The 20233-nt window shown below is 72.6% G+C and carries 14 protein-coding genes; 7 read left to right on the top strand and 7 right to left on the bottom strand.

The genetic code is table 11. The features are described from left to right. The first annotated feature begins 771 nt into the window (after window positions 1–771). Together A6Q81_RS11945 and A6Q81_RS11940 are read left to right on the top strand one after the other, a co-directional pair. Window positions 772–1638, top strand: a complete 867-nt coding sequence (locus tag A6Q81_RS11945) for a hypothetical protein (RefSeq protein WP_286690574.1) — start codon at window positions 772–774, stop codon at window positions 1636–1638. Window positions 1639–1658: 20 nt separating this feature from the next. Beyond that, window positions 1659–3623 carry a hypothetical protein gene (locus A6Q81_RS11940; RefSeq protein WP_286690573.1) on the top strand — a complete coding sequence of 655 codons (1965 nt, stop codon included), beginning with the start codon at window positions 1659–1661 and terminating at the stop codon, window positions 3621–3623. Between the two features lie 61 nt (window positions 3624–3684). Here the strand turns inward: A6Q81_RS11940 and mfd are convergent, their stop codons facing one another. The 3 genes from mfd to A6Q81_RS11925 are packed head-to-tail and all read right to left on the bottom strand — an operon-like array spanning window position 3685 to window position 8426. Beyond that, complete coding sequence (mfd, locus tag A6Q81_RS11935) at window positions 3685–7191, bottom strand: transcription-repair coupling factor (protein ID WP_286690572.1); 3507 nt, start codon at window positions 7189–7191, stop codon at window positions 3685–3687. Further along, the gene (gene pth / locus A6Q81_RS11930; RefSeq protein ID WP_067855368.1) at window positions 7192–7758 is read right to left on the bottom strand and encodes an aminoacyl-tRNA hydrolase; all 567 of its coding nucleotides are present in this window, start codon (window positions 7756–7758) and stop codon (window positions 7192–7194) included. After that, window positions 7755–8426: a 50S ribosomal protein L25/general stress protein Ctc gene (locus A6Q81_RS11925; protein ID WP_067855365.1), complete on the bottom strand. Its 672-nt coding sequence runs from the start codon at window positions 8424–8426 to the stop codon at window positions 7755–7757. The genes pth and A6Q81_RS11925 overlap by 4 nt, the downstream gene beginning before the upstream one ends. A gap of 222 nt (window positions 8427–8648) precedes the next feature. Between A6Q81_RS11925 and A6Q81_RS11920 the strand changes: the two genes are divergently transcribed. The 4 genes from A6Q81_RS11920 to A6Q81_RS11905 all read left to right on the top strand — a co-directional run bounded on the left by A6Q81_RS11920 (window position 8649) and on the right by A6Q81_RS11905 (window position 13836). Continuing rightward, window positions 8649–10436, top strand: coding sequence for a sensor histidine kinase (locus A6Q81_RS11920; protein ID WP_286690571.1), 1788 nt, complete (start codon window positions 8649–8651; stop codon window positions 10434–10436). Next, window positions 10436–11515 carry a GGDEF domain-containing protein gene (locus A6Q81_RS11915; protein WP_286690570.1) on the top strand — a complete coding sequence of 360 codons (1080 nt, stop codon included), beginning with the start codon at window positions 10436–10438 and terminating at the stop codon, window positions 11513–11515. The genes A6Q81_RS11920 and A6Q81_RS11915 overlap by 1 nt, the downstream gene beginning before the upstream one ends. 115 nt (window positions 11516–11630) lie before the next feature. Then, entirely contained in the window at window positions 11631–13067 is a 1437-nt protein-coding gene (locus A6Q81_RS11910) for a glycosyltransferase family 2 protein (RefSeq protein WP_067861353.1), read from the top strand. A 43-nt stretch (window positions 13068–13110) separates the two neighbouring features. Beyond that, a complete protein-coding gene (locus A6Q81_RS11905; RefSeq protein ID WP_286690569.1) occupies window positions 13111–13836 on the top strand; it encodes a hypothetical protein in 726 nt (241 codons plus the stop codon). 39 nt (window positions 13837–13875) lie between these two features. Here the strand turns inward: A6Q81_RS11905 and A6Q81_RS11900 are convergent, their stop codons facing one another. Continuing rightward, entirely contained in the window at window positions 13876–15054 is a 1179-nt protein-coding gene (locus A6Q81_RS11900) for a response regulator transcription factor (protein WP_067855353.1), read from the bottom strand. A gap of 61 nt (window positions 15055–15115) precedes the next feature. Next, window positions 15116–16102, bottom strand: coding sequence for a glycoside hydrolase family 6 protein (locus A6Q81_RS11895; protein WP_286690568.1), 987 nt, complete (start codon window positions 16100–16102; stop codon window positions 15116–15118). 193 nt (window positions 16103–16295) lie between these two features. On the opposite strand from A6Q81_RS11895, the gene A6Q81_RS11890 reads away from it, so the two are divergent. Continuing rightward, a complete protein-coding gene (locus A6Q81_RS11890; RefSeq protein ID WP_286690567.1) occupies window positions 16296–17669 on the top strand; it encodes an MSCRAMM family protein in 1374 nt (457 codons plus the stop codon). Window positions 17670–17754: 85 nt separating this feature from the next. Here the strand turns inward: A6Q81_RS11890 and A6Q81_RS11885 are convergent, their stop codons facing one another. Together A6Q81_RS11885 and glmU are read right to left on the bottom strand one after the other, a co-directional pair. Continuing rightward, window positions 17755–18720: a ribose-phosphate diphosphokinase gene (locus A6Q81_RS11885; protein WP_083516573.1), complete on the bottom strand. Its 966-nt coding sequence runs from the start codon at window positions 18718–18720 to the stop codon at window positions 17755–17757. A gap of 1 nt (window position 18721) precedes the next feature. Continuing rightward, complete coding sequence (glmU, locus tag A6Q81_RS11880; RefSeq protein ID WP_144433666.1) at window positions 18722–20209, bottom strand: bifunctional UDP-N-acetylglucosamine diphosphorylase/glucosamine-1-phosphate N-acetyltransferase GlmU; 1488 nt, start codon at window positions 20207–20209, stop codon at window positions 18722–18724. Window positions 20210–20233: the final 24 nt, after the last annotated feature.

The raw sequence follows: 20233 nt of genomic DNA, 5'->3' as shown, positions 1-20233 counted from the left end.
GGGGTCTCGTCCGGCACCCGGATCGCTCTCGAACTTCTCCGCATCGATGGATCCTCCGTTGCCTCTGCTGTGCTCGACTCCCCGACACCCCCCGAAGTCAACCTCTACGATGATCTGCCGGAAGGAGTTCTGGCCGCCCTCACCTCGATGGAAAACCGTTGCCAGGCCAACGCCACCTGTCCCGGAGGGCTGGTCGGCCCCCTACGGTCGGTGCTGGAAGACCTGGCCGATCGCCCTATAGCCGTCACTATCTGGTCCGGCGAGACCTCCGTCTACGACGACGCCCGACTTATCCGGCTGGTGGCCGACGCCCTAGCCGCCCCGGCCGGAGCGAACGTGGTCGACGGGGCTATAGCCCTGGCTGCCGATGGCCGCCGCGGGCCTCGCGCTCCTCCTGCTGGTCGGTGCCGTGGTGTTCGCCGTCCGGCGCCTGGTCACCTCCCGTCGGAAGGAGGAGCGTCGTGCCGCGGCCCTGGCGTGACCTCGTCGCCGCCGGCCTGGCGCTCGGGCTGGCGCTGCTACCGTCGGCCGCCCTCGCCGACCAGCCCGGCACCGGCGACCCCGACCCCTCGGCCCAGGGGGCGTCCGGACCGCGCGCCGTCGACGACGCCGTCCTGCGCTGGGGACTGAACGACGAGTCGAACAACCGGGCCTTCGCCCCGGGCACGATCAACTTCCTCTCGGCCGGCAAGGTGCCGGACCCCGGACGGGGCGGCACGATCATGCCGGCGTCTGGCTGGCGGCGGGGGCCGGTTCTCGGGCCACCAGCTGGTGTTCTCGGGCGGCGAGGGCACGATCGACGCCGCCGCTGGCGACGCGACGATCAGCTGGGACGGCGACGCGAGCGTCGTCTACTACTCCGGCATGGCGTTCTTCTACCTCAGCGACCCGGAGCTCGTGGTCGAGGACGGCGTCGGGCAGGTGACGGCCGAGCTCGGCGGGTTCGCCTCGTCGATGGAGGACCTGACGGCGTGGGGACCCGTCGCGCCGGAGCGCGTCGTCGTCGCCGACCTGGGCCGCGTCGACCTCGGGTCGGCGCAGGAGGAGGCGGGCGGGTTCACCGCCACCCCGGCCTACGACGGCGTCCAGGTCACGGGCGTGCCCCAGGTGCGCCCGTACGGCTCGTTCCCGCAGTCGTTCGTCGACTTCCAGCGCACGACCGGCACCGCGGCCTACTGGTACAGCAGCGGCGGCTCGGCCGACCCCTACAAGAAGGCGTCGCCGATGACGGTCTCCTGGGCCGGCGCCGACGTCACGCCGCCGCCGACGCCCGGTCCGGCTCCGCTCGACCCCATCGAGAACCCGGTCGTCCAGCCACCGCGGCCGTCCGCCACCACCCCCACGACGTCGTCCGCAGGACGACGGTCCGGCGCGGCCGCACCCGGCGCGCCCGCCGCGAACCTGGCCCCACCGGCCGACGCGGCCCGCGCCGCCGCCCGTGGCGAGCTGGTCCAGACCAGGCCGGTCTCCACCCTGCTGCCGCTGCCGCCCACCGCGTCGGAGCGCTCCAGGGACGCGCTCTGGTGGTGGCTCGCCGCCGCGCTGACGGGCCTCGCCGCGCTCGTCGTCACCGGCAGCAGCGTCGCGGCCTCCCGCACGTCCCGCCCCTCCCCCGAAGCAGCCCCCCGGCGGGGCTGACCACCTCCGAAAGGAACACCATGTCCACCACCCCCACCCGCCGCAGGACGCGACTCGTGTCGCTCCTCGGCGCCGGCGCCCTCGCGGCGGCGACCCTCGCGGTCGTCACGCCGTCGGCCGGAGCGGCACCCGCCGCCTCGACCGCGTCGGACACCGTCAGCGAGGCCACCTTCACCTGGGGCCTGAGCGGCTACGCGCAGGACGGCATCTTCGGTCCCTGGACGTTCAAGGACCCGACCGGCGACGCCCGCTACCTCGCCGGCGACGTCAGCACCGTGCCGAACACGTCCCCGCAGCAGGTCTACCGCGTCGACCCCGTCCCCACGACGTCGTTCCCGACGTCGAAGGCGGGCAAGGCGCCGAACGTCGTGCAGTTCACCGGCGGCGACGGCACGGTCGACCGCAGCACGGGCGCGGCGGAGCTGAGCTGGAGCGGCAGCTACACCGTCAACGCCTACCCCGCGCAGTACGGCGCCCCCGACGAGATCTACGCCGACCCGCAGCTCGACGTGGAGCCCGACGGCTCCGGCACGCTGACGATGCGCTTCACCATCGGTGCCGGTCAGTCCATGACCGGCGAGGCCTTCCCCGCGAAGGACTTCGGCCGGCTCACCATCGCGACGTTCGACGCCGGCTCCCTGAGCGCCCAGACGTCCACGGGCTACCGGGTGACGCCCGACTACCAGGGCGTCACGTGGGACGCCCCGTCGGGCACCACCGCCCAGACGCGGACGTGCTCGGCGCAGGACGGCGCCACCGGCTGGTGGGGCGCGTGGCCGACGGACTTCCTCGACGCCCTCGCCTCCCACGAGGCGGGCTCGTCCGTCCTCGCGCACTTCTACTCCACCGGCTGCGCCGGCAAGCAGGACAACAAGCCGCAGCTCCCCTTCGACGTGACCTTCGCCCAGACCCCGACGGTCACCGTCTCCGACACCGAGATCACCCGTGGTGACACCACCTCGGTGACCGTCGAGGGTCGCGGCTTCGACCCGTCGCTCGCCACGGGCACGCGGCCTCCGTTCGCCGGCCAGAAGTCCGGCGTGTACGTCGCGTTCGGCCGCTACGCCGACGTCTGGCGTCCGTCGCAGGGCGCGCCGTCGTCGGCGCGCGCCAACGCGGACAGCGGCGACACCTCCGCGCCGGCCGTGAAGTGGGCCGTCCCGCGTGCGTCCTTCGCCGCGAGCAGCCCGGCACAGGACCCGGAGGCGCCGAACTACACCGAGCTGCGCAGCGACGGCACGTTCACCGCGACGATCCCGGTCAACGAGGACTGGCTGAAGGACCGCACCGGCACCTACGGCATCTACACCTACGCCGGCGGCGGCGCGACCGTCGCCGCGTACGAGACCGCCACGCCCCTCACCTTCGTCGACCCGGCACCCGAGCCCCTCACGCCGACGCTCTCGCGCGGCTCGGAGGTCAAGCCGACCCGCACGACGACCGGCTCGACCCGCGTGACCGTGGCGAGCCCCGACGACTCGGTGCCGACCGGCACGGTCCACACGACCCTGGTCAACGGCAGCACCACCCTCACCGGGCCGAAGGCGACGTTGAAGGACGGCGTGGCCACCGTCAAGGTGCCGAAGGCGACCCGCCTGGGGCGCTGGACGTCGACCGTGCACTACTCCGGTGACACGACGCACGCCGCCGCCACGGGCGCGACGACGACGATCGAGGTGACGCGGTACGCCGCCACGGTGCGTCGTCCGTCGACCACGCGGCCGACCAAGCGCAAGACCGGTCGCGCGACGGTGGTCGTCACGTCCGCCAGCCCCGCCCAGGCGACGGGCACGGTGCGCGCGGTCCTGAAGAAGGGCCGCACGGTGCGGTACAGCCGACCCGTCACGCTGAGGAACGGCCGCGCCGTCGTCGGCATCCCGGCGGCGGGCTCGACCGGCACGTGGACGTACTTCATCCGCTACTCCGGCGACGCCAACCACCCGGCGAAGGACGGCACCCGCACGGCCCTGCGCATCACGCGCTGACGCCACGCGACGGACGGCCCGGCACCTGCAGGTGCCGGGCCGTCCGTCCGTCGTCCGTGGCTCAGGCCGTGAGGGTCTCGACGACCGTGGCCACCCACTGCAGCAGCTCGCGACCACGCAGCGGACGCCCGCCGACGGGTGCCGTCTTGGGCGCGGGCACGAGCGCGACGTGCGTCGCCGGCTTGTACAGGCTCTTCGGGTAGACCCGCCGCAACCGCATCTGGGCCGACTCCGGAAGGTCGACGCCGCCGAAGCGGATCTGCGAGCCGGCCGACGTGACCTCCGTCAGGCCCGCGGTGCGGACCGCGACGCGCAGACGTGCGACGTCGAGCAGCACCTCCGTGACCTCCGGCGGCTCGCCGTAGCGGTCGACCAGCTCCGCGCGCAGCTCCTCGACGTCGGCGTCGGAGCGGACGTCGGCCAGCCGCTTGTACATCTCCAGCCGCAGCCGCTCGCTCGGGACGTAGTCGTGCGGCAGGTGGGCCTCGACGGGGAGCTCGAGCTTCACCTCGCGACCGCCCGGCAGGCCGTCCTCGCCGCCGTCGCCGCGGACCTCCGCCACGGCCTCGCCCACGAGCCGCACGTACAGGTCGAAGCCGACGTCGGCGATGTGGCCCGACTGCTCGCCGCCGAGCAGGTTGCCCGCGCCGCGGATCTCGAGGTCCTTCATGGCGACCTGCATGCCGCCACCCAGCTCCGAGTGCTGCGCGATGGTCGCGAGCCGGTCGTGGGCGGTCTCGGTGAGCGGCTTGTCGGGCGGGTACAGGAAGTAGGCGTAGGCCCGCTCGCGCCCTCGCCCGACCCGGCCGCGCAGCTGGTGCAGCTGCGAGAGGCCGAGCGTGTCGGCCCGCTCGATGATCATCGTGTTGGCGTTGGACACGTCGAGGCCCGACTCGACGATCGTCGTGCAGACGAGCACGTCGTAGCGCTTCTCCCAGAAGTCGACCATGACCTTCTCCAGCGCCTGCTCGCCCATCTGGCCGTGGGCGGCGGCCACGCGCGCCTCGGGGACGAGCTCGCCCAGCCGCTTCACGACCTTGTCGATCGACTGCACGCGGTTGTGGATGAAGAACGCCTGTCCCTCGCGCAGCAGCTCACGGCGGATCGCGGCCGCCACCTGCTTGTCGTCGTACGCGCCGATGAAGGACAGCACCGGGTGGCGCTCCTCCGGCGGGGTGGCGATGGTCGACATCTCACGGATGCCGGTGACCGCCATCTCGAGGGTGCGAGGGATCGGTGTCGCCGACATCGCCAGGACGTCGACGGCGGCCCGCAGGTGCTTCAGCGCCTCCTTGTGCTCGACGCCGAACCGCTGCTCCTCGTCGACGATCACGAGACCGAGGTCCTTGATCTGGACGCCGGGCTGCAGCAGGCGGTGCGTGCCGACCACGAGGTCGACGCTGCCGTCGGCGAGACCGGCGAGGGTCTCCTGCGACTCCTTCTCGGTCTGGAACCGCGACAGCGGCCGGATGGTGACCGGGAACTGCCCGAAGCGCTCCGCGAACGTCGCGTAGTGCTGCTGGACGAGCAGGGTCGTCGGCACCAGCAGGATGACCTGCTTGCCGTCCTGGATGGCCTTGAAGGCGGCGCGCACCGCGATCTCGGTCTTGCCGTAGCCGACGTCGCCGCAGACCAGGCGGTCCATCGGGACCGACCGCTCCATGTCGCGCTTGACCTCGTCGATGGTCACGAGCTGGTCCGGGGTCTCGACGAAGGCGAACGCGTCCTCGAGCTCGGCCTGCCAGGGGGTGTCGGGACCGAACGCGTGCCCCTTCGTGGACTGACGGGCGGCGTACAGCTTGATCAGCTCGCCCGCAATCTGCCGGACGGCCTTGCGCGCCTTGTTCTTGCGCGCGGTCCAGTCGGCGCCGCCCAGCTTGTCGAGGCTCGGGCTCTCGCCGCCCACGTAGCGGCTGACCTGGTCGAGCTGGTCCATGGGGACGAACAGCCGGTCGCCGGGCTGCCCACGCTTGCTGGGCGCGTACTCGATCACGAGGTACTCGCGGGCGGCGCCCTGCACGGTGCGGTTGACGAGCTCGACGTAGCGCCCGACGCCGTGCTGCTCGTGCACGACGTGGTCGCCGGCCTTGAGCTCCAACGGGTCGACCTGCTTGCGCCGGCGCGCGGGCATGCTGGCGCGGTCGGGACGCTCGGCGGCGCGCTGGCCGACGAGGTCGTCGTGGGTCAGCAGGACCGCACGCGGCGCGACGAGGCCGTGGCTCAGGTCGGCGACGACGACGGCGACCACGCCGCTGCCGGCCGCCGGCACCCCACCGTCGCCCCCTGCTTCGCCGGCAGCGTCGACGATCGTCGCGGGCACGTCGTGCTCGGCCAGCCACTCCACCGTGCGCTGGGCCTGGCCGGCCGCGGGCGTCGCGAGCACGACGAGGCGCTCTTCTCCGAGCCAGGCGCGGACGTCGGCGACCGCGGCCTCGGTGTCACCGCGGTAGAGGGGGGCCGCCTCGGCGGTGGCGGCGACGGTCTCCTCGTCGTCGAGGCCGAACGGCGACACGCTCCACCAGGACGACCCACGCGCGAGCGCGACGTCGCGGACGTCGTCGAGCTCGCGGAAGGCTGCGGAGCCGAGGTCGATCGGCGCCTCGGCGCCGGTCGCGGCTGCCGCCCACGACGCCTGCAGGAACTCCTCGTTCGTCGCGTTGAGGTCGGCGGCGCGCGCCTTGACCTTCTCCGGCTCGTGCACCACCACGACGGCGTCGTCCGGGAGCAGCTCGACGAGGAGCTCCATCTCATCGACCAGGATCGGCGAGAGCGACTCCATGCCCTCGACGGCGTGCCCCTCGGCCAGCTTGCCGAACAGCTCACCCAGCGACGGGTGCTCGACGGCGAGCGCCCTGGCCCGCTCGCGGACGTCGTCGGTCAGGAGCAGCTCGCGGCACGGCGGCGCCCACAGCCGCTCCACGGGATCGGTCGTGCGCTGGTCGGCGACGGAGAACGAGCGGATCTCCTCCACCTCCTCACCCCAGAAGTCGACCCGCACGGGGTGCGCCTCGGTCGGGGGGAAGACGTCGACGATGCCGCCACGCACCGCGAACTCGCCGCGACGCTCCACGAGGTCGACCCGCACGTAGGCGGCGGCGGCCAGGTCGCGGACGACGTCGTCGAGCGGCGCCTGCTGACCGACCACCAGCTCGACGGGACGCAGGTCGGCGAGGCCCTTGACCTGCGGCTGCAGCACCGAGCGCACGGGAGCCACCACGACCCGCACCGGCGGCGCACCCGGTCCTGGGTGCACGAGACGGCGCAGGACCGCCAGGCGACGACCGACGGTGTCCGAACGCGGGGAGAGCCGCTCGTGCGGCAACGTCTCCCAGGCCGGGTACACGGCGACCGCTCCGTCGCCGAGGAGCACGGCGACGTCGGCCGCGAGCTCGTCGGCCTCGCGCGCGGTGGAGGTGACCGCCAGCACGGTGGAGGCGTCGGCCAGCGCGCGGGTCACGAACGGCTGCACCGCGGCGGGGCCCTGCACCGAGAGGGCGCGCGGACGCTCGGTGAGCGCCTCGACCAGGGGGCCGTTCAGGTGGGGCGAGAGGAGGGCGTGGAGGTCCATCTACCGGTTGAACGCGCTCTGCGTCTCGGATAGTCCGCGGGTGACGAGGCTCTCGATCGCGTCGGCGGCCTCCTCCAGGTACACGGGGAGGTCCTTGCGCTCGGTCGAGGAGTACGGCTTCAGCACGAAGTCGTGCACGCTCTGACGTCCCGGGGGTCGACCGATGCCGACGCGCACCCGGTGGAAGTCGCCGGTGCCGATCGACTGGCGGATCGACTTCAGCCCGTTGTGGCCGTTGTCGCCGCCGCCGAGCTTCAGCCGCAGGGCGCCGAAGTCGATGTCGAGCTCGTCGTGGACGACCACGAGGTGCTCGGCGTCGACGTCGAAGTACTTCATGAGCGTCGAGACCGGACCGCCGCTCTCGTTCATGTACGAGCGCGGACGGCCGAGGACGGCACGCTCACCCGCGAGCCGGCCCTCGACGACCTCGGCGCGGCCGGAGGCGTGCGCCTTAAAGCGCCCGCCCATGCGGTCCGCGAGCACGTCGGCGACCATGTACCCGACGTTGTGCCGGGTGGCGGCGTACGTGGGGCCCGGGTTCCCGAGCCCCACGACCAGCCAGGTCACGACTCGGTGTCGCCCTCGGCGTCAGCCTCGGACTCGCCCTCGGTGCTCTCGCCCTCGGCGTCCTCGGGCTCGTCACGCTCGATGCCGGCCTCGGCCTCGGCCTCCTCGAGCTCGGCCTCGATGTCGGCGGCCGTCGGGGCGGCGGTGACGTTGACGACCAGCAGGTCCTCCTCGACCGCGAGCGCGGCGCCGGAGGGCAGGGACAGGTCGGAGGCGAGCACCTGGGCGCCGACCTCGAGGCCCTCGATCGAGACCTCGACGGCCTCGGGGATGTGGGTGGCCTCGACCTCGAGCGACACGGTGGCGTTCTCGAGGACGACCAGCGTCTCGGGCTGCGCGTCGCCCTCGAGCTGGATCGCGACGTCGACGACGACCTTCTCGCCACGCTTGACGATGAGGAGGTCGGCGTGCTCGATGAAGCCCTTCAGCGGGTCGCGCTGGACCTGCTTGGGGATGGCCAGGTGCGACTCGGAGCCGACCTCGATGGAGAGCAGCGCGTTGCTGTTCTTGAGGGCGAGCATGAGCGCGTGGCCCGGCAGCGTGACGTGCACGGGGTCGGTGCCGTGGCCGTACAGGACGGCGGGGACCTGGTCGGCGCGACGGATGCGGCGGGCAGCGCCCTTGCCGAACTCGGTACGGGGCTCGGCGGGGATGGTGATCTCGGCCACGAGGGAACTCCTGGAGGTGTGGTGCGGGCGAACGATGTGGGGCGGCCGTGGACTCGGCCGGACGTCGCCCCAGCAGGTCGGACACGACACTCCGCGGAGCGCCCTGTCGATCACGGTCGGACCTGCCGACCCTCGCCGAGGCAACTGCGTCAGCGTACAGGAGCCCTCCGCCGCCAGCGAAATCGGCCACCGTCGAGGGTGTCGGATTGCTAGGGTCGGCTCATGCGGACGCCGACTTCCCCGGGCGGTCCCGGGGAGATCCCCGCGACCCCGGGCGACGGCGTGCCCCGCACCCGCAGCACGGTGGTCCCGAGCGAGGTGTTCGCGGCGCAGTTCCTGTTCCTCACCGGGCTCGCGCTGCCGGTCGTCTCCGCCCTCGTGACGTCGCTGCCGGTGCACGAGGGCTCCTTCACCGCCGGGGTGGTGGTCGCAGGCGTCACGGCCCTCCTGACCGCCATGCTCGGGTCGCTCGGCATCGACCGCGCCGGCTCGACCGTGGTGGCGGCCACCCTCATCGCCGTGCTCGACGTGGTCGTGTGCGGCCTGCTCTACTACGCCACCCCCGGTGCCGGGTTCGCCGTGCTCGCCGTCCTGCCCGTCGCGTGGACGTCGATCCAGCTCCCCGCGCTCTCACGGGCCTGCGTGCTGGGCACGGCGCTCGCAGCGGTCGTCGTCGTGGTGACCGTGCGTGACCTGACCGGCGAGCAGTCGTGGACCACGGCCGTGACCACCCTCCTGAACCTCGCCCTGCTGTTCGCGCTGACGTCGTGGGCGGGCTCGCGCTGGACGGCGCGGAACCGCTCGCAGCGACGCCTGCTGGAGTCCCAGACCCGGCTCGTCGGCTCCGCGCTCGACTCCGCCCGCACGCAGGAGCGCACCCTCGCGGAGGTCCTCGACGTCGTCGACTTCGCCGTCGTCACGCTGGACGCGGACGGGGCGGTGACGGCCAACCGGGCCGCCGAGGCCCTCGCGCGTCGCGTCGGCGCGCCCGACGCGACGGAGGCCGTGCTGCACGCCCCGCTGTACCGGGCCGACGGCACCACGCCGCTCGCCGCGAGCGAGAAGCCGCTGGCGCTCGTCCGCTCGGGCCAGGACGTCGAGGGGCTGCTGGTCCGGCTGGGACCGCCCGGGCCTGCCCAGGTGCCGCTGAGCGTCAGCATCCGCCGCGTCACCGGTCCACGCTCGGACCGCTACGTGTTCGTGGCCCGCGACGTCAGCAAGGAGCTCGCCGACGCCCAGGCCCGCGACGACGCCGTCGCCGCCGTATCCCACGAGATCAAGACGCCCCTCACCGCCGCGCTCGGCTACCTCGAGCTGGCGCTCGCGGAGCCCGACCTCGGCGACGAGGCCCGCGAGCTCGTCGAGGTGGCGCTCGACAACACCGAGCGGATGCTGGCGCTGTCGCGCGACTTCCTGTCGGCGCGCAGCCGCACCCCCGGTGTGCCCCTGCAGCTGCTGATGGAGCCGTGCCGGCCCAGCGAGCTGGCTCGCAGCGCCGTCGAGGGCGTGCGGCCGCTGGCGACCGAGCGGCTCATCACGGTCCGTCTCGACACCCGCACCGAGTCGACCATCCCGGCCGACCCGCTGCGCCTGCGCCAGGTGCTCGACAACCTGCTGACCAACGCGGTCAAGTACAACCGCTACGACGGCACCATCGACGTCGTGGTCCAGGACGCGCACCGTGCCGACGAGGCGCTCGACCTGCCCGTGGAGGACGACATCGCCAGCGAGGGGGCGGTGGCCGTGCCCGGTGTGGAGATCGTCGTCCGCGACACCGGACGCGGCATGACGGAGGACGAGCTGGCCTCGCTGTTCACCCGCTTCTACCGCACCGACCGCGCCCGCAGCTCCGGCGTGCAGGGCACGGGCCTGGGGCTGAGCATCACCCAGGACATCGTGCGCGCCCACGGCGGCTCCGTCGACATCACGAGCCGGCTCGAGGAGGGCACCACGGTCACCGTGTGGCTCCCCGCTGCGGCCGACGAGAGCGTCGCGCGGGACGTGGCCTGATGTCCGACCTCGACCTCGTGCTCCTGGGCACGCTCGTGCCCTACCTCGCGGTGGCCGTGACCTTCTCGGTCACCACCGCCATGCGGCACAACGACCCCGCCAACCGGCTCTGGGCCGGCGGGCTCATCGCCGCCGCCGGCGCCGCCCTCGCGAGCCTCATCACCAACGACACCGTCCTGAGCTTCGAGACCGACACCGCCGGTGCAGCCTGCGGGGTCGTGGCGATCGGCCTGGTCTGGTCGGGCCTGCGCTGCTTCCGCGGTGCCGTCGCGCTCCCGGTCGCCCCGCTCGTCGTCGCGGTGGGGGTCGTGCTGCTGCGCGGCGGCCTGGAGGCGGTCGGCTCGCCGATCCTGCCCGACGGCTACCTCGCGGCGGCCGGCTTCGCGGTCGCGGGCGTCCTCGAGCTGCGCCGCAGCAGCATGCGCATGAACGTCAACGTCACCCTCCTGCAGGTCGCGCTCGGCCTGTTCGCCGGTGCCGTCGTGGTGAACGTGCTCCTCGGCCGGGTCTACCGCGGCTCGGACCACCTGCCGGCCGTGTTCCTCCTGGTCACCATGCTCGTCCTGCTGCAGCTGCTCGTCGCCATGCGCGCGGAGCGCGAGGGCGCCTGGTGGTCCGAGGACCACAGCACCGGACGAGTGTTCGGTGTGCACAGCCGGGGTCAGTTCGTGGAGGCCGCCGCCGACCGACTCGGGCGCATCCAGCTGCGCGGCGGGCACGCCGGTCTGGTCCTCGCCGAGATCACCGACCTCGTCGAGCTCAACGAGGCGTTCGGGCGCCGCGGCGGCGACCTCGCGCTCGCGACCGTGGCCGACACGCTGCGCCGTCACGTGCCCGCCTGGTCCGTGCTCGGGTACCTCGGCGTCGGCAGGTTCGCCGTCCTCGCACCCGCGGAGACCCCCGAGCGGACCGCCGAGATCGCCGCCGCGGTCGAGCGCGCCGTCTACACGCGCTCGAACGAGGCCCTCGGCGAGCAGGACGTGCCCGTCCCCGTGCTGTTCGGCACCTCCGACACCTTCACCACCGCGCCCGACCTCGACGCGCTGCTCGCGGAGGCCGGCTACGTCCCGCGCACTTGAGCAGATCTTGAGCAGACCTTGAGGCAGGACCGCGGCGTTTCCTGAGGTCGGCGCACCAGGATGGGGTGACGCCCACCGTGCAGGAGCCCCTGTGTCCCACGACGCCCTCGGTCCCATGGACCGACACCCCACCGCCTTCGACCTCAGCGACGAGGCGCTGCACCGCGCCCTCGGCACCGCCGTCGAGGAGGTCGCGGGCAGCATCAAGCCGCGCGCGACGGTCGCCTGCGTCGTGCCGTCGTACAACGAGGCCGAGACCATCGCGTCCGTGCTCGACGCGCTCCTGGTGCAGACCCGACTGCCGGACGTCATCCACGTCGTCGTCAACAACACCACCGACGAGACCGTCGAGATCGCCAGCCACTACGCCGGCCAGCACCTCATGGAGCGCCCCGAGGGCACGCAGCTGGTCGAGATCTTCGTGCACGACATCGGCGAGAACCCCGACAAGAAGGTCGGCGCGCTGAACTACGGCTTCTTCCTGGCGGAGGGCTGCGACTACATCATCGGCGTCGACGGCGACACGACGCCCGAGCCGACGGCCGTCAAGGACCTGGTCGACGAGATCACCAGCGACGACCGCATCGGCGGCATCTCGGCGATCTACAGCATCGACGACAGCGCCCTGCCGACGACGATGGCCAAGTTCCTGACGGCCGGCCAGCGCGCGCAGTTCGCCGCCTTCAACATGCAGAACCTGCTGCGCGGCCGCAACATGGCGGTCCTCGGCGGCCAGTTCTCGATCTTCGCCACGCAGGCGCTGCGCGACGTCATGACGCAGACGCACCAGCGGGCCCCGTGGGTCAAGGACAGCGAGGTCGAGGACTCGCTGCTGTCGCTGCAGATCAAGAGCGCCGGCTACCTGACGAAGATCAGCGCCACCGCGCGCGCCCACGTGGGCGGCATGAACACGCTGCGCTCCCTCGACGCCCAGCAGGTCAAGTGGAACTTCGGCGCCATCGAGCTCATGTGGCCCGGCCAGCGCGGCGACACGAAGGGCCAGCCCTTCCACCCCAACCTGCGGCTGCGCTGGTTCGAGCACATGTCGATGGTGCTCAACATCATCACGCGGCTCATGTTCTTCAGCCTGCTGCTCGCGTCGCTCTCGATCCACGCGTTCGTCTTCAGCCCCTGGTGGCTCGTGCCGCCGGTCGTGGCGATCCTGCTGAACTACCGGGTCGCGCGGTCGATGCACTACGGCCACCGGCGCGACATCCTGTTCGCCGTGCTGCTCCTGCCGGCCGAGATCTACATGTGGATCCGTATCGGCCACTTCCTGCGGGCGTGGACGAAGTTCGCGAGCCGCAAGCAGACCGACAACTGGGCCGCCCAGGCCAAGGCCGAGCGCGGCTCGGGCAACAGCTACCTCTACCCCTTCGCGATCGCCCTGCTGGGCTTCGTCGCGGCCGCCGCCGTCTGGTTCCAGGTCCCGATCGACCTGCAGTCCTCCATCCTGGCCGTTGGCTGGCCGATCCTCGGTGTCATCACCGTCGCCCAGACCTTCTGGATGGGCATCAAGATCCTGCGCAACTACCGTGGCTACACGGTCTGAGCGCCTCCTCCATCCCCCTCGTCCTCTCGAAGGAAGCACACCCGTGACCAGCGCACCTCGCCGTCCCCTGCCCGTCGCCCGCGCGACGTCGACCGTCGTCCTCGCCCTCGTGGCGTCGCTGGTCCTCGGCGCCTGCAGCCTCGTCGACCGCGAGCCGGCACCCGCCGCCACCCCGACCGCCACCGCCTCGCCCACGCCGGCGTTCAACTCCCAGTTCACGCGCGACGGCACGTTCCAGTCGCACGTGAAGGTCGGCACCCTCGACTTCGTCTACACGATCTGGCCGACCAAGTCGACGCCGCGAACCAACGAGTGGTACCCCCTGGGCGACAAGTACTTCTCCTTCACGCTGCAGGCCTACGACCTGTCGCGCAGGCTGCGTGACCCGTTCCGCACGAAGCGGCGCGTCTACCTCGGGAAGATCCAGGTGTCGTCGGCCACCACGACCTCCTCGGGCGAGGTCGAGAACCCGTACACGCTCGACGCCGACGCACGACGCATCACCTTCGACCCGGAGCCGGTCGCCTCGCGCTACGGCATGCTCATCACGTCGCCGAAGGGCGCCTTCGAGCTGCGCAACCAGAAGATCGGCCCGCTCGCCGCGGACACCAAGGGCGTGACCCTGACCTTCAAGGCGACGGTGTGGATCCAGCGTCGCGCCGGCAGCCGGGAGTACGTGCCCGAGCTGGTGACGCAGGAGGTCCCGATCGCGATCTTCGCCTCCAAGACCCCCACCGAGGCCCAGAAGATCCCGATCAACGCCAACTGACGCGGGTGCCGGACGAGGACGCCGGGCGGGCTGGACCGCTCAGGCGTCCTCGGCCATGCGGTACCCGACGCCGCGGACCGTCTCGATCCACCGCGGCGTGGTGCTGGAGTCGCCGAGCTTGCGCCGCACGTTCGCCATGTGCACCTCGACGGCGCGCTTGTCGGCCTCGTTGACGAAGTAGGTCGTGACGTAGTTCTGCCCCCGCAGGGTCAGGACGAGGTCGGCCTTGCTGCGCACCCGACGACCGGTCGCCATCAGCGAGGCGACGAGGTCGAACTCGGTCCGGGTCAGGTCGACGGTGCGGCCGTCGACCGTGACCGTGCGGGTGTCGACGTTGACCGCGAGCCCGTTGCAGCGCATCCAGGCGTCGTTGCCGGTCTGGGCCGGCGGCGGCGCACCGGCGTGGACGGCCGGCGCGTGGCTCACCGCGTGCCCGCCCGCCTGGTGGGTCGGATAGGCGGGCCCGGGGTCGAGCGGCGGGGCCACCGGCTGGGGCGCGGCCTGGTAGCGCGGGCCAGGGTCGGTGTACGGAGCCTGCTGCTGCGGGACGTCGCCGTAGCGGGGCTCCGGGTACGCCGGCGCGGGGGGCTGGCGCTCGGCGTAGGTCGGCTCGGGATAGCCCGGCTCGGGGTAGGCGGGCTCGGGACGGGCGGGCTGCACGGGGTAGGAGGCCGGCGCCTGGTGCCGGGCTACGTCCTGGTGGGGCCGCTCGTACGGGGGTGCCTCGACCGGAGGCGGCACCGGACGTGCCTGCGACTGCTGCGGGAGGTCCTGCGTCGCCGACGGCGGCGTCGAGGCGACACCGTTCGGCACGGGCTCGAAGCCCTCGACGTCGACGTGGTGACGCGGTCGGCGCATGACCGACTCGATGCGGGCACGCAGCTCGCGGGGCCGGAACGGCTTCACGAGGTAGTCGTCGGCACCGGAGTCCAGACCCTGCACGACGTCGATCTCGTCGTCGAGTCCGGTGAGCATGATGATGTAGGTGGCACTGAACTCGCGGATCAGCTTGGCGGCGGCGAACCCGTCCATGCCGGGCATGTTCACGTCGAGCGTCGTGAGCACGGGGTCGTACGCCCGCACCGCCTCGACACCCTCCGGACCGTCCTTCGTCAGGACGACCTCGAACCCGCTCCGGACGAGGATCGTCCGGAGCAGATGCCGGACGTCCGCGTCATCCTCGATGACGACGGCGATCGGCGCGCCACTCTCTCCCATGCCGCGAGCGTAGCAACGACCAGGGCCGCCGCAGACCGAACTGTCCCCGGTGGGGGCGAAGTCACCACCCGGCGGCGCGCGCCAGGTCGAGCGCGCGCTCGTCCCACCACTGCCCCGCGGGGGGCCCGCCGTTGCACGACCCGTCGCTCTCGCCGGGCGGCTTGATCCACAGGAAGGCGTCGAGCGATCCGTCCCCGGCGGCCGGCGTCCGACCCAGCGCGCGACCCGGCGGGTTGCACCACTCGCCGTCCGCGCCGTTGCCGTTGCGGCCCGTGTCGATCACGTAGTGGCTGCCGCCCAGCGCCTGCGAGACAGCCTCTGCGTAGGCCCGTTCCTGGGCGTCGTCGGCGTAGAAGGAGACGTTGGTCGCGAACCCGCGCGCGTCGCCGACGCCCGCGCGCTCGAGCCGCGAGGCCATCTCCTGGGGGTCCACCCAGTCCGAGTGGCCGCCGTCGACGTAGGTCGTGACGTGCGCGTCGGCGAGGGTGTCGACCGCGTCGTGCAGCAGCGCGAGCCGGCTGTCGGCGTCGGCGCACTGTCCTGCGTCGGCCACGGCGTCGGGCTCGAGCACCGCCACGGTCGTGCCGATGCCTCGCGCACCGTCCGCGACGGCACCGACCCAGTCACGGTACGCGTCCGGCGGCAGCCCGCCCGCCGACTCACCGCCCTGGCAGTCGCGGTCGGCGATGCCATAGACGACGAGCAGCGCCACCCGGTCGGCGTCGCGCGCCGCGGTCGCGATGCGCCGCACGTGCGCCTCGACCTGCTGCTGCGGCCACGCCTCGGGCGTCAGCCAGATCGCCGTGGGCGTGTCGGCCACGCGGCGCAGCACCGTGGCGTCGTCGCCGGACGCGGCCTCGGCCGCCTGGCGCGCCTGCGAGTGCGGGTCGACGTAGACCCGGCCGGATGAGAACGGGTTCGAGCCCTGCGCCCCTGCCGGCCAGAACGGCAGGGAGACCCCGAGCAGGTGCAGCACGACCGAGACCGCCACGGCGGCAGCGACCACCCCGGCGGCCAGCTCCCAGCGACGCGTGTGCGACGACTGCACCTCGACCCTCCCTCTCGGACCGGCACCCGGTCACGCGCCGAGGATACTGGCCGGTGCCTCGTCGCGCGGGCCGACGGTCCCGACAGATCCAGGACCTTCGGCCCCTGCGAAACCGGGGATCGCGGCGCAGCCCCGCACTAGGATCGCGGTGGGAGACACGAGAGCCGTCCGCCGGCTCCGGAGGGAGATCGTCATGTCCGACGTACGCACGCGGGTGCCCGCACCCCGGCTGCTGCTCGGCATCCTCGCCGTCGTCGCCCTGCTCCTCGGTCTGGTCGCCCCCGTCCAGGCCGACGAGACCGGCCGTGTCCGCGGTGCGATCACCGAGGCCGGTACCGGTCGTCCGGTCAAGGACGTCACGGTCACCGTGTTCGACGCGTCGTGGCGCCAGAAGACGTCGTTCCGCACGAGCGGCGGCTACGCCACCCCGTGGCTGGCTCCCGGCACCTACCACCTGCGCGTGAGCGACCGCCGCCCCCGTTGGGACGTCAACGCCCGCGTCTCCCGCGACGTGAAGGTCGTCGTGCGTGGCGGCAGCACGACCATCGCCAACATCAGCATGGCCCGCGGGGCGAGCATCACCGGCCGCATCTCCAAGGGCCCGGCGAAGCGTCGGGTCCTGGCCGCCGGAGCCCGCGTCACCGCGGTCACGCGTGACGGCACCGCCTACACCGTCACGGCCGACCGCCGCGGCGGGTTCGCGATCGGCGGCCTGCCGGCCGGCAGCTACTCGGTGTTCGTCTGGGACGCCCGCCAGAAGTGGGTGGGCCGCAGCCTGTGGGTCAGCGGGCTGCGCCAGGGCCGCAACCGCGACGTCCGCATGGCCCTCGGCACGCGCGCCGGCACCCTGGTCGGCGACCTCTACGCCGGCCAGTCGGGCGTGCGGTCGGCGGTCACCCTGACCCTCGTCAACCGCACGACCGGACAGTGGTGGGTCGTGCGCGCCCGCGGCGGCGCGTTCACCGCGAAGGGTCTGGCCCCGGGCCGGTACGACGCGATCATCCCGGGCGTGCAGGGCTACGCCGGGGCCCGCGTCCACCTCGCAGGGAGCGTCCGCTCCGGCAGCACCACCGCCACGTCCGCCCGACTCACCCGCGTCGGCGGCCGGCTCATCGGTCAGGTCAAGGACGCCACGTCGAACGAGCCGCTCGCCGGCGTCAAGGCCCTGCTCTTCGACGACAACGGCACGCGCATCGGGTCCGCGACCAGCGAGGCCGACGGGGTGTTCCGGCTCGGTGGCACCCTGCCCACCAAGAGCTGCTGGCTGACGCTCGTGCTGCAGGTCGAGCAGCCCATCAAGGGCCAGAAGTACCACAAGCTCACCGTCTCCGGCCTCGGCTCGAAGATCGGCACCGTCGTCTCGGCCGCCCAGCCGACCGTGGACGGCGGGCCGTGCCGCAGCGTGAACGCACCCTCCGGCGGTGCCTTCGGACTCGTCCGCGACGGGGCTCCCGCGCCCACGCCCACCCCGACGCCCACGCCGACCACCTCGCCTACCCCCACGGCCACGCCGAGCCCGACCGCCTCGCCGACGCCGACCGTCTCCCCCACGCCGACCGCCGGCTGACCGCAGCTCGACCAAGCAGCACCACGACGTAGCACCACGACGAGGGGCCCCGGCACGTGTGCCGGGGCCCCTCGTCGTGCGGTGGTCAGCTGAACAGGCTGGTGACCGAGCCGTCCTCGAACACGGCGGCGGTGGCCTGGGCCAGCAGCGGCGCGATGGAGAGCACGGTCAGCGAGTCGAAGCGCTGCTCGTCCGACAGCGGCAGCGTGTTGGTGACGACGACCTCGCGCGCGACCGAGTTCTTGAGCCGGTCGACGGCCGGCCCGGAGAACACGGCGTGCGTCGCGGCGATGATCACGTCGGCGGCGCCGTCGGCCTTGAGCGCCTCGGCCGCCTGGACGATCGTGCCGCCGGTGTCGATGAGGTCGTCGACGAGGATGCAGGTGCGACCCTCGACCTCGCCGACCACGCGGTTGGCCTTGGACTCGTTGGGGCGACGCGGGTCGCGGGTCTTGTGGATGAACGCCAGCGGCGCACCGCCGAGGGCGTTGGCCCACGACTCCGCCACCTTGATGCGGCCCGCGTCGGGCGAGACGACCGCGAGCGGCTGGTCGCCGTAGTTGTTCTTGACGTAGCGGGTGAGGATCGGCATGGCCAGCAGGTGGTCGACCGGGCCGTCGAAGTAGCCCTGGATCTGCGCGGTGTGCAGGTCGACGGTCATCAGCCGGTCGGCGCCGGCAGCAGTGAACAGGTCGGCCATGAGGCGCGCCGAGATCGGCTCGCGACCCAGGTGCTTCTTGTCCTGGCGGGCGTAGCCGTAGAACGGCAGGATCACCGTGATGCGCTTGGCCGACGCGCGCTTGAGGGCGTCGATCATGATGAGCTGCTCCATGATCGCCTCGTTGATCGGCGCAGAGTGGCTCTGGATGACGAAGGCGTCGCTGCCGCGGACCGACTCGTCGAAGCGGACGTAGATCTCGCCGTTGGCGAAGTCGTACGCCGTCGTGGGCACCAGCGGCACCTCGAGCAGGTTCGCGACCTCCTCGGCGAGCACGGGGTGAGCACGACCCGAGAAGAGCATGATCTTCTTGGTCGGCGTCTTCTTGAGCAGGTCACTCACCGGCGGTCTCCTCGGCGGGGTCGTCGACAGGGGCAGCGGCGTCGGCGGAGGGGGTGCCCGGCCGCTTGCGCTGCACCCACCCGTCTATGGTCCTCTGTGACCCCGAGCTCACGGCCAGCGCCCCCGGCGGGACGTCCTCGCGGACGATCGTCCCGGCCCCGGTGAAGGCTCCGTCGCCGATCGTCACAGGTGCCACGAACACGTTGTCCGAGCCCGTGCGGGCGTGCCGGCCGACGACCGTGCGGTGCTTGTGCACACCGTCGTAGTTGGCCGTGATCGTGCCGGCGCCGATGTTCGTGCCCTCGCCGATCTCGGCGTCGCCGACGTAGCTCAGGTGCGGGACCTTGGCACCCTCGCCGAGGGTCGCGTTCTTGACCTCGACGAACGTGCCGATCTTGCCGCGCGCCCCCAGCTCGGCGCCGGGACGCAGGTAGGCGAACGGGCCGACGCTCGCGCCCGCCCCCACCACCGCGTCGGACCCGTGCGTGCGGACGACGCTCGCACCGTCACCGACCTCGACGTTGCGCAGCGTGGTGTCGGGCCCGATCGTGGCCCCCTCCCCCACGGTCGTCGCGCCGAGCAGCTGCGTGCCGGGGTGCAGGACGGTGTCGGCGCCGAGCGTCACGTCGGAGTCGATCCACGTCGTGGCGGGGTCGACGATCGTCACGCCCTGGCGCATCCAGTGCTCGGTGGTGCGCCGGTTCAGCTCGGCGGCCAGCTCGGCCAGCTGCACGCGGTCGTTGACGCCCTTCGTCTGCCAGACGTCCTCCAGCACGTGCGCCCCGACGGGCTGGCACTCGTGGACGGCGCGGTCGACGATGTCGGTGAGGTAGAGCTCGCCCTGGGCGTTGTCGGTGTCGAGCGTGCTGGTGGCGTGGTCGAGGAACACGGCGTCGACCACCATGATCCCGCTGTTCACCTCCCGCACCTGACGCTCGGTCTCGGAGGCATCCTTGTGCTCGCGGATCGCGACGACCGCCCCGTCCGCGTCGCGCAGGATCCGCCCGTAGCCGGTGGGGTCGTCGACGATCGCCGTCAGGATCGTGACGCGACTGCCCGAGCGCTGGTGTCCCTCCAGCAGCTCGACGAGGGTGTCGGGAGACAGCAGAGGGACGTCGCCGTAGGTGATGAGGACCGTGTCGTCGAAGTCCTCGAACGAGGTGCCCTCGGCTTCCAGCTGCGACGCAAGGGTGTCGAGCGCGACCCGCACGGCGTGGCCGGTGCCGCGCTGCTCCTCCTGGACCGCCTGCACGACGCCCGCGTCGTGCGCGGTGACGGCAGCGGACACCTGCTCGCGGTCGTGCCCGACGACGGCGACCACCCGCGCCGCACCGACCTGCCGGACGGCCTGCAGCGCGTGGACGAGCATGCTCCGCCCACCCAGCTCGTGCAGCACCTTGGCGGTGCGCGACTTCATCCGCGTCCCAGCCCCGGCGGCGAGGACGATCGCGGTCACGGGCGACGAGGAGGTCTCAGGCACGCCCGCCAGTGTACGGAGCCACCC

It is taken from the genome of Aeromicrobium sp. REDSEA-S38_B2 (genome assembly GCF_001628525.1).
GTDB lineage: Bacteria > Actinomycetota > Actinomycetes > Propionibacteriales > Nocardioidaceae > Aeromicrobium > Aeromicrobium erythreum.
This window is presented reverse-complemented; position numbering and strand designations above follow the sequence as displayed.

Coding starts and splice junctions, on each gene's coding strand:
- A6Q81_RS11940 (WP_286690573.1), top strand. CDS start 1,659: ATGTCCACCACCCCCACCCGCCGCAGGACGCGACTCGTGTCGCTCCTC.
- mfd (WP_286690572.1), bottom strand. CDS start 7,191: ATGGACCTCCACGCCCTCCTCTCGCCCCACCTGAACGGCCCCCTGGTC.
- A6Q81_RS11920 (WP_286690571.1), top strand. CDS start 8,649: ATGCGGACGCCGACTTCCCCGGGCGGTCCCGGGGAGATCCCCGCGACC.
- A6Q81_RS11915 (WP_286690570.1), top strand. CDS start 10,436: ATGTCCGACCTCGACCTCGTGCTCCTGGGCACGCTCGTGCCCTACCTC.
- A6Q81_RS11910 (WP_067861353.1), top strand. CDS start 11,631: ATGGACCGACACCCCACCGCCTTCGACCTCAGCGACGAGGCGCTGCAC.
- A6Q81_RS11900 (WP_067855353.1), bottom strand. CDS start 15,054: ATGGGAGAGAGTGGCGCGCCGATCGCCGTCGTCATCGAGGATGACGCG.
- A6Q81_RS11890 (WP_286690567.1), top strand. CDS start 16,296: ATGTCCGACGTACGCACGCGGGTGCCCGCACCCCGGCTGCTGCTCGGC.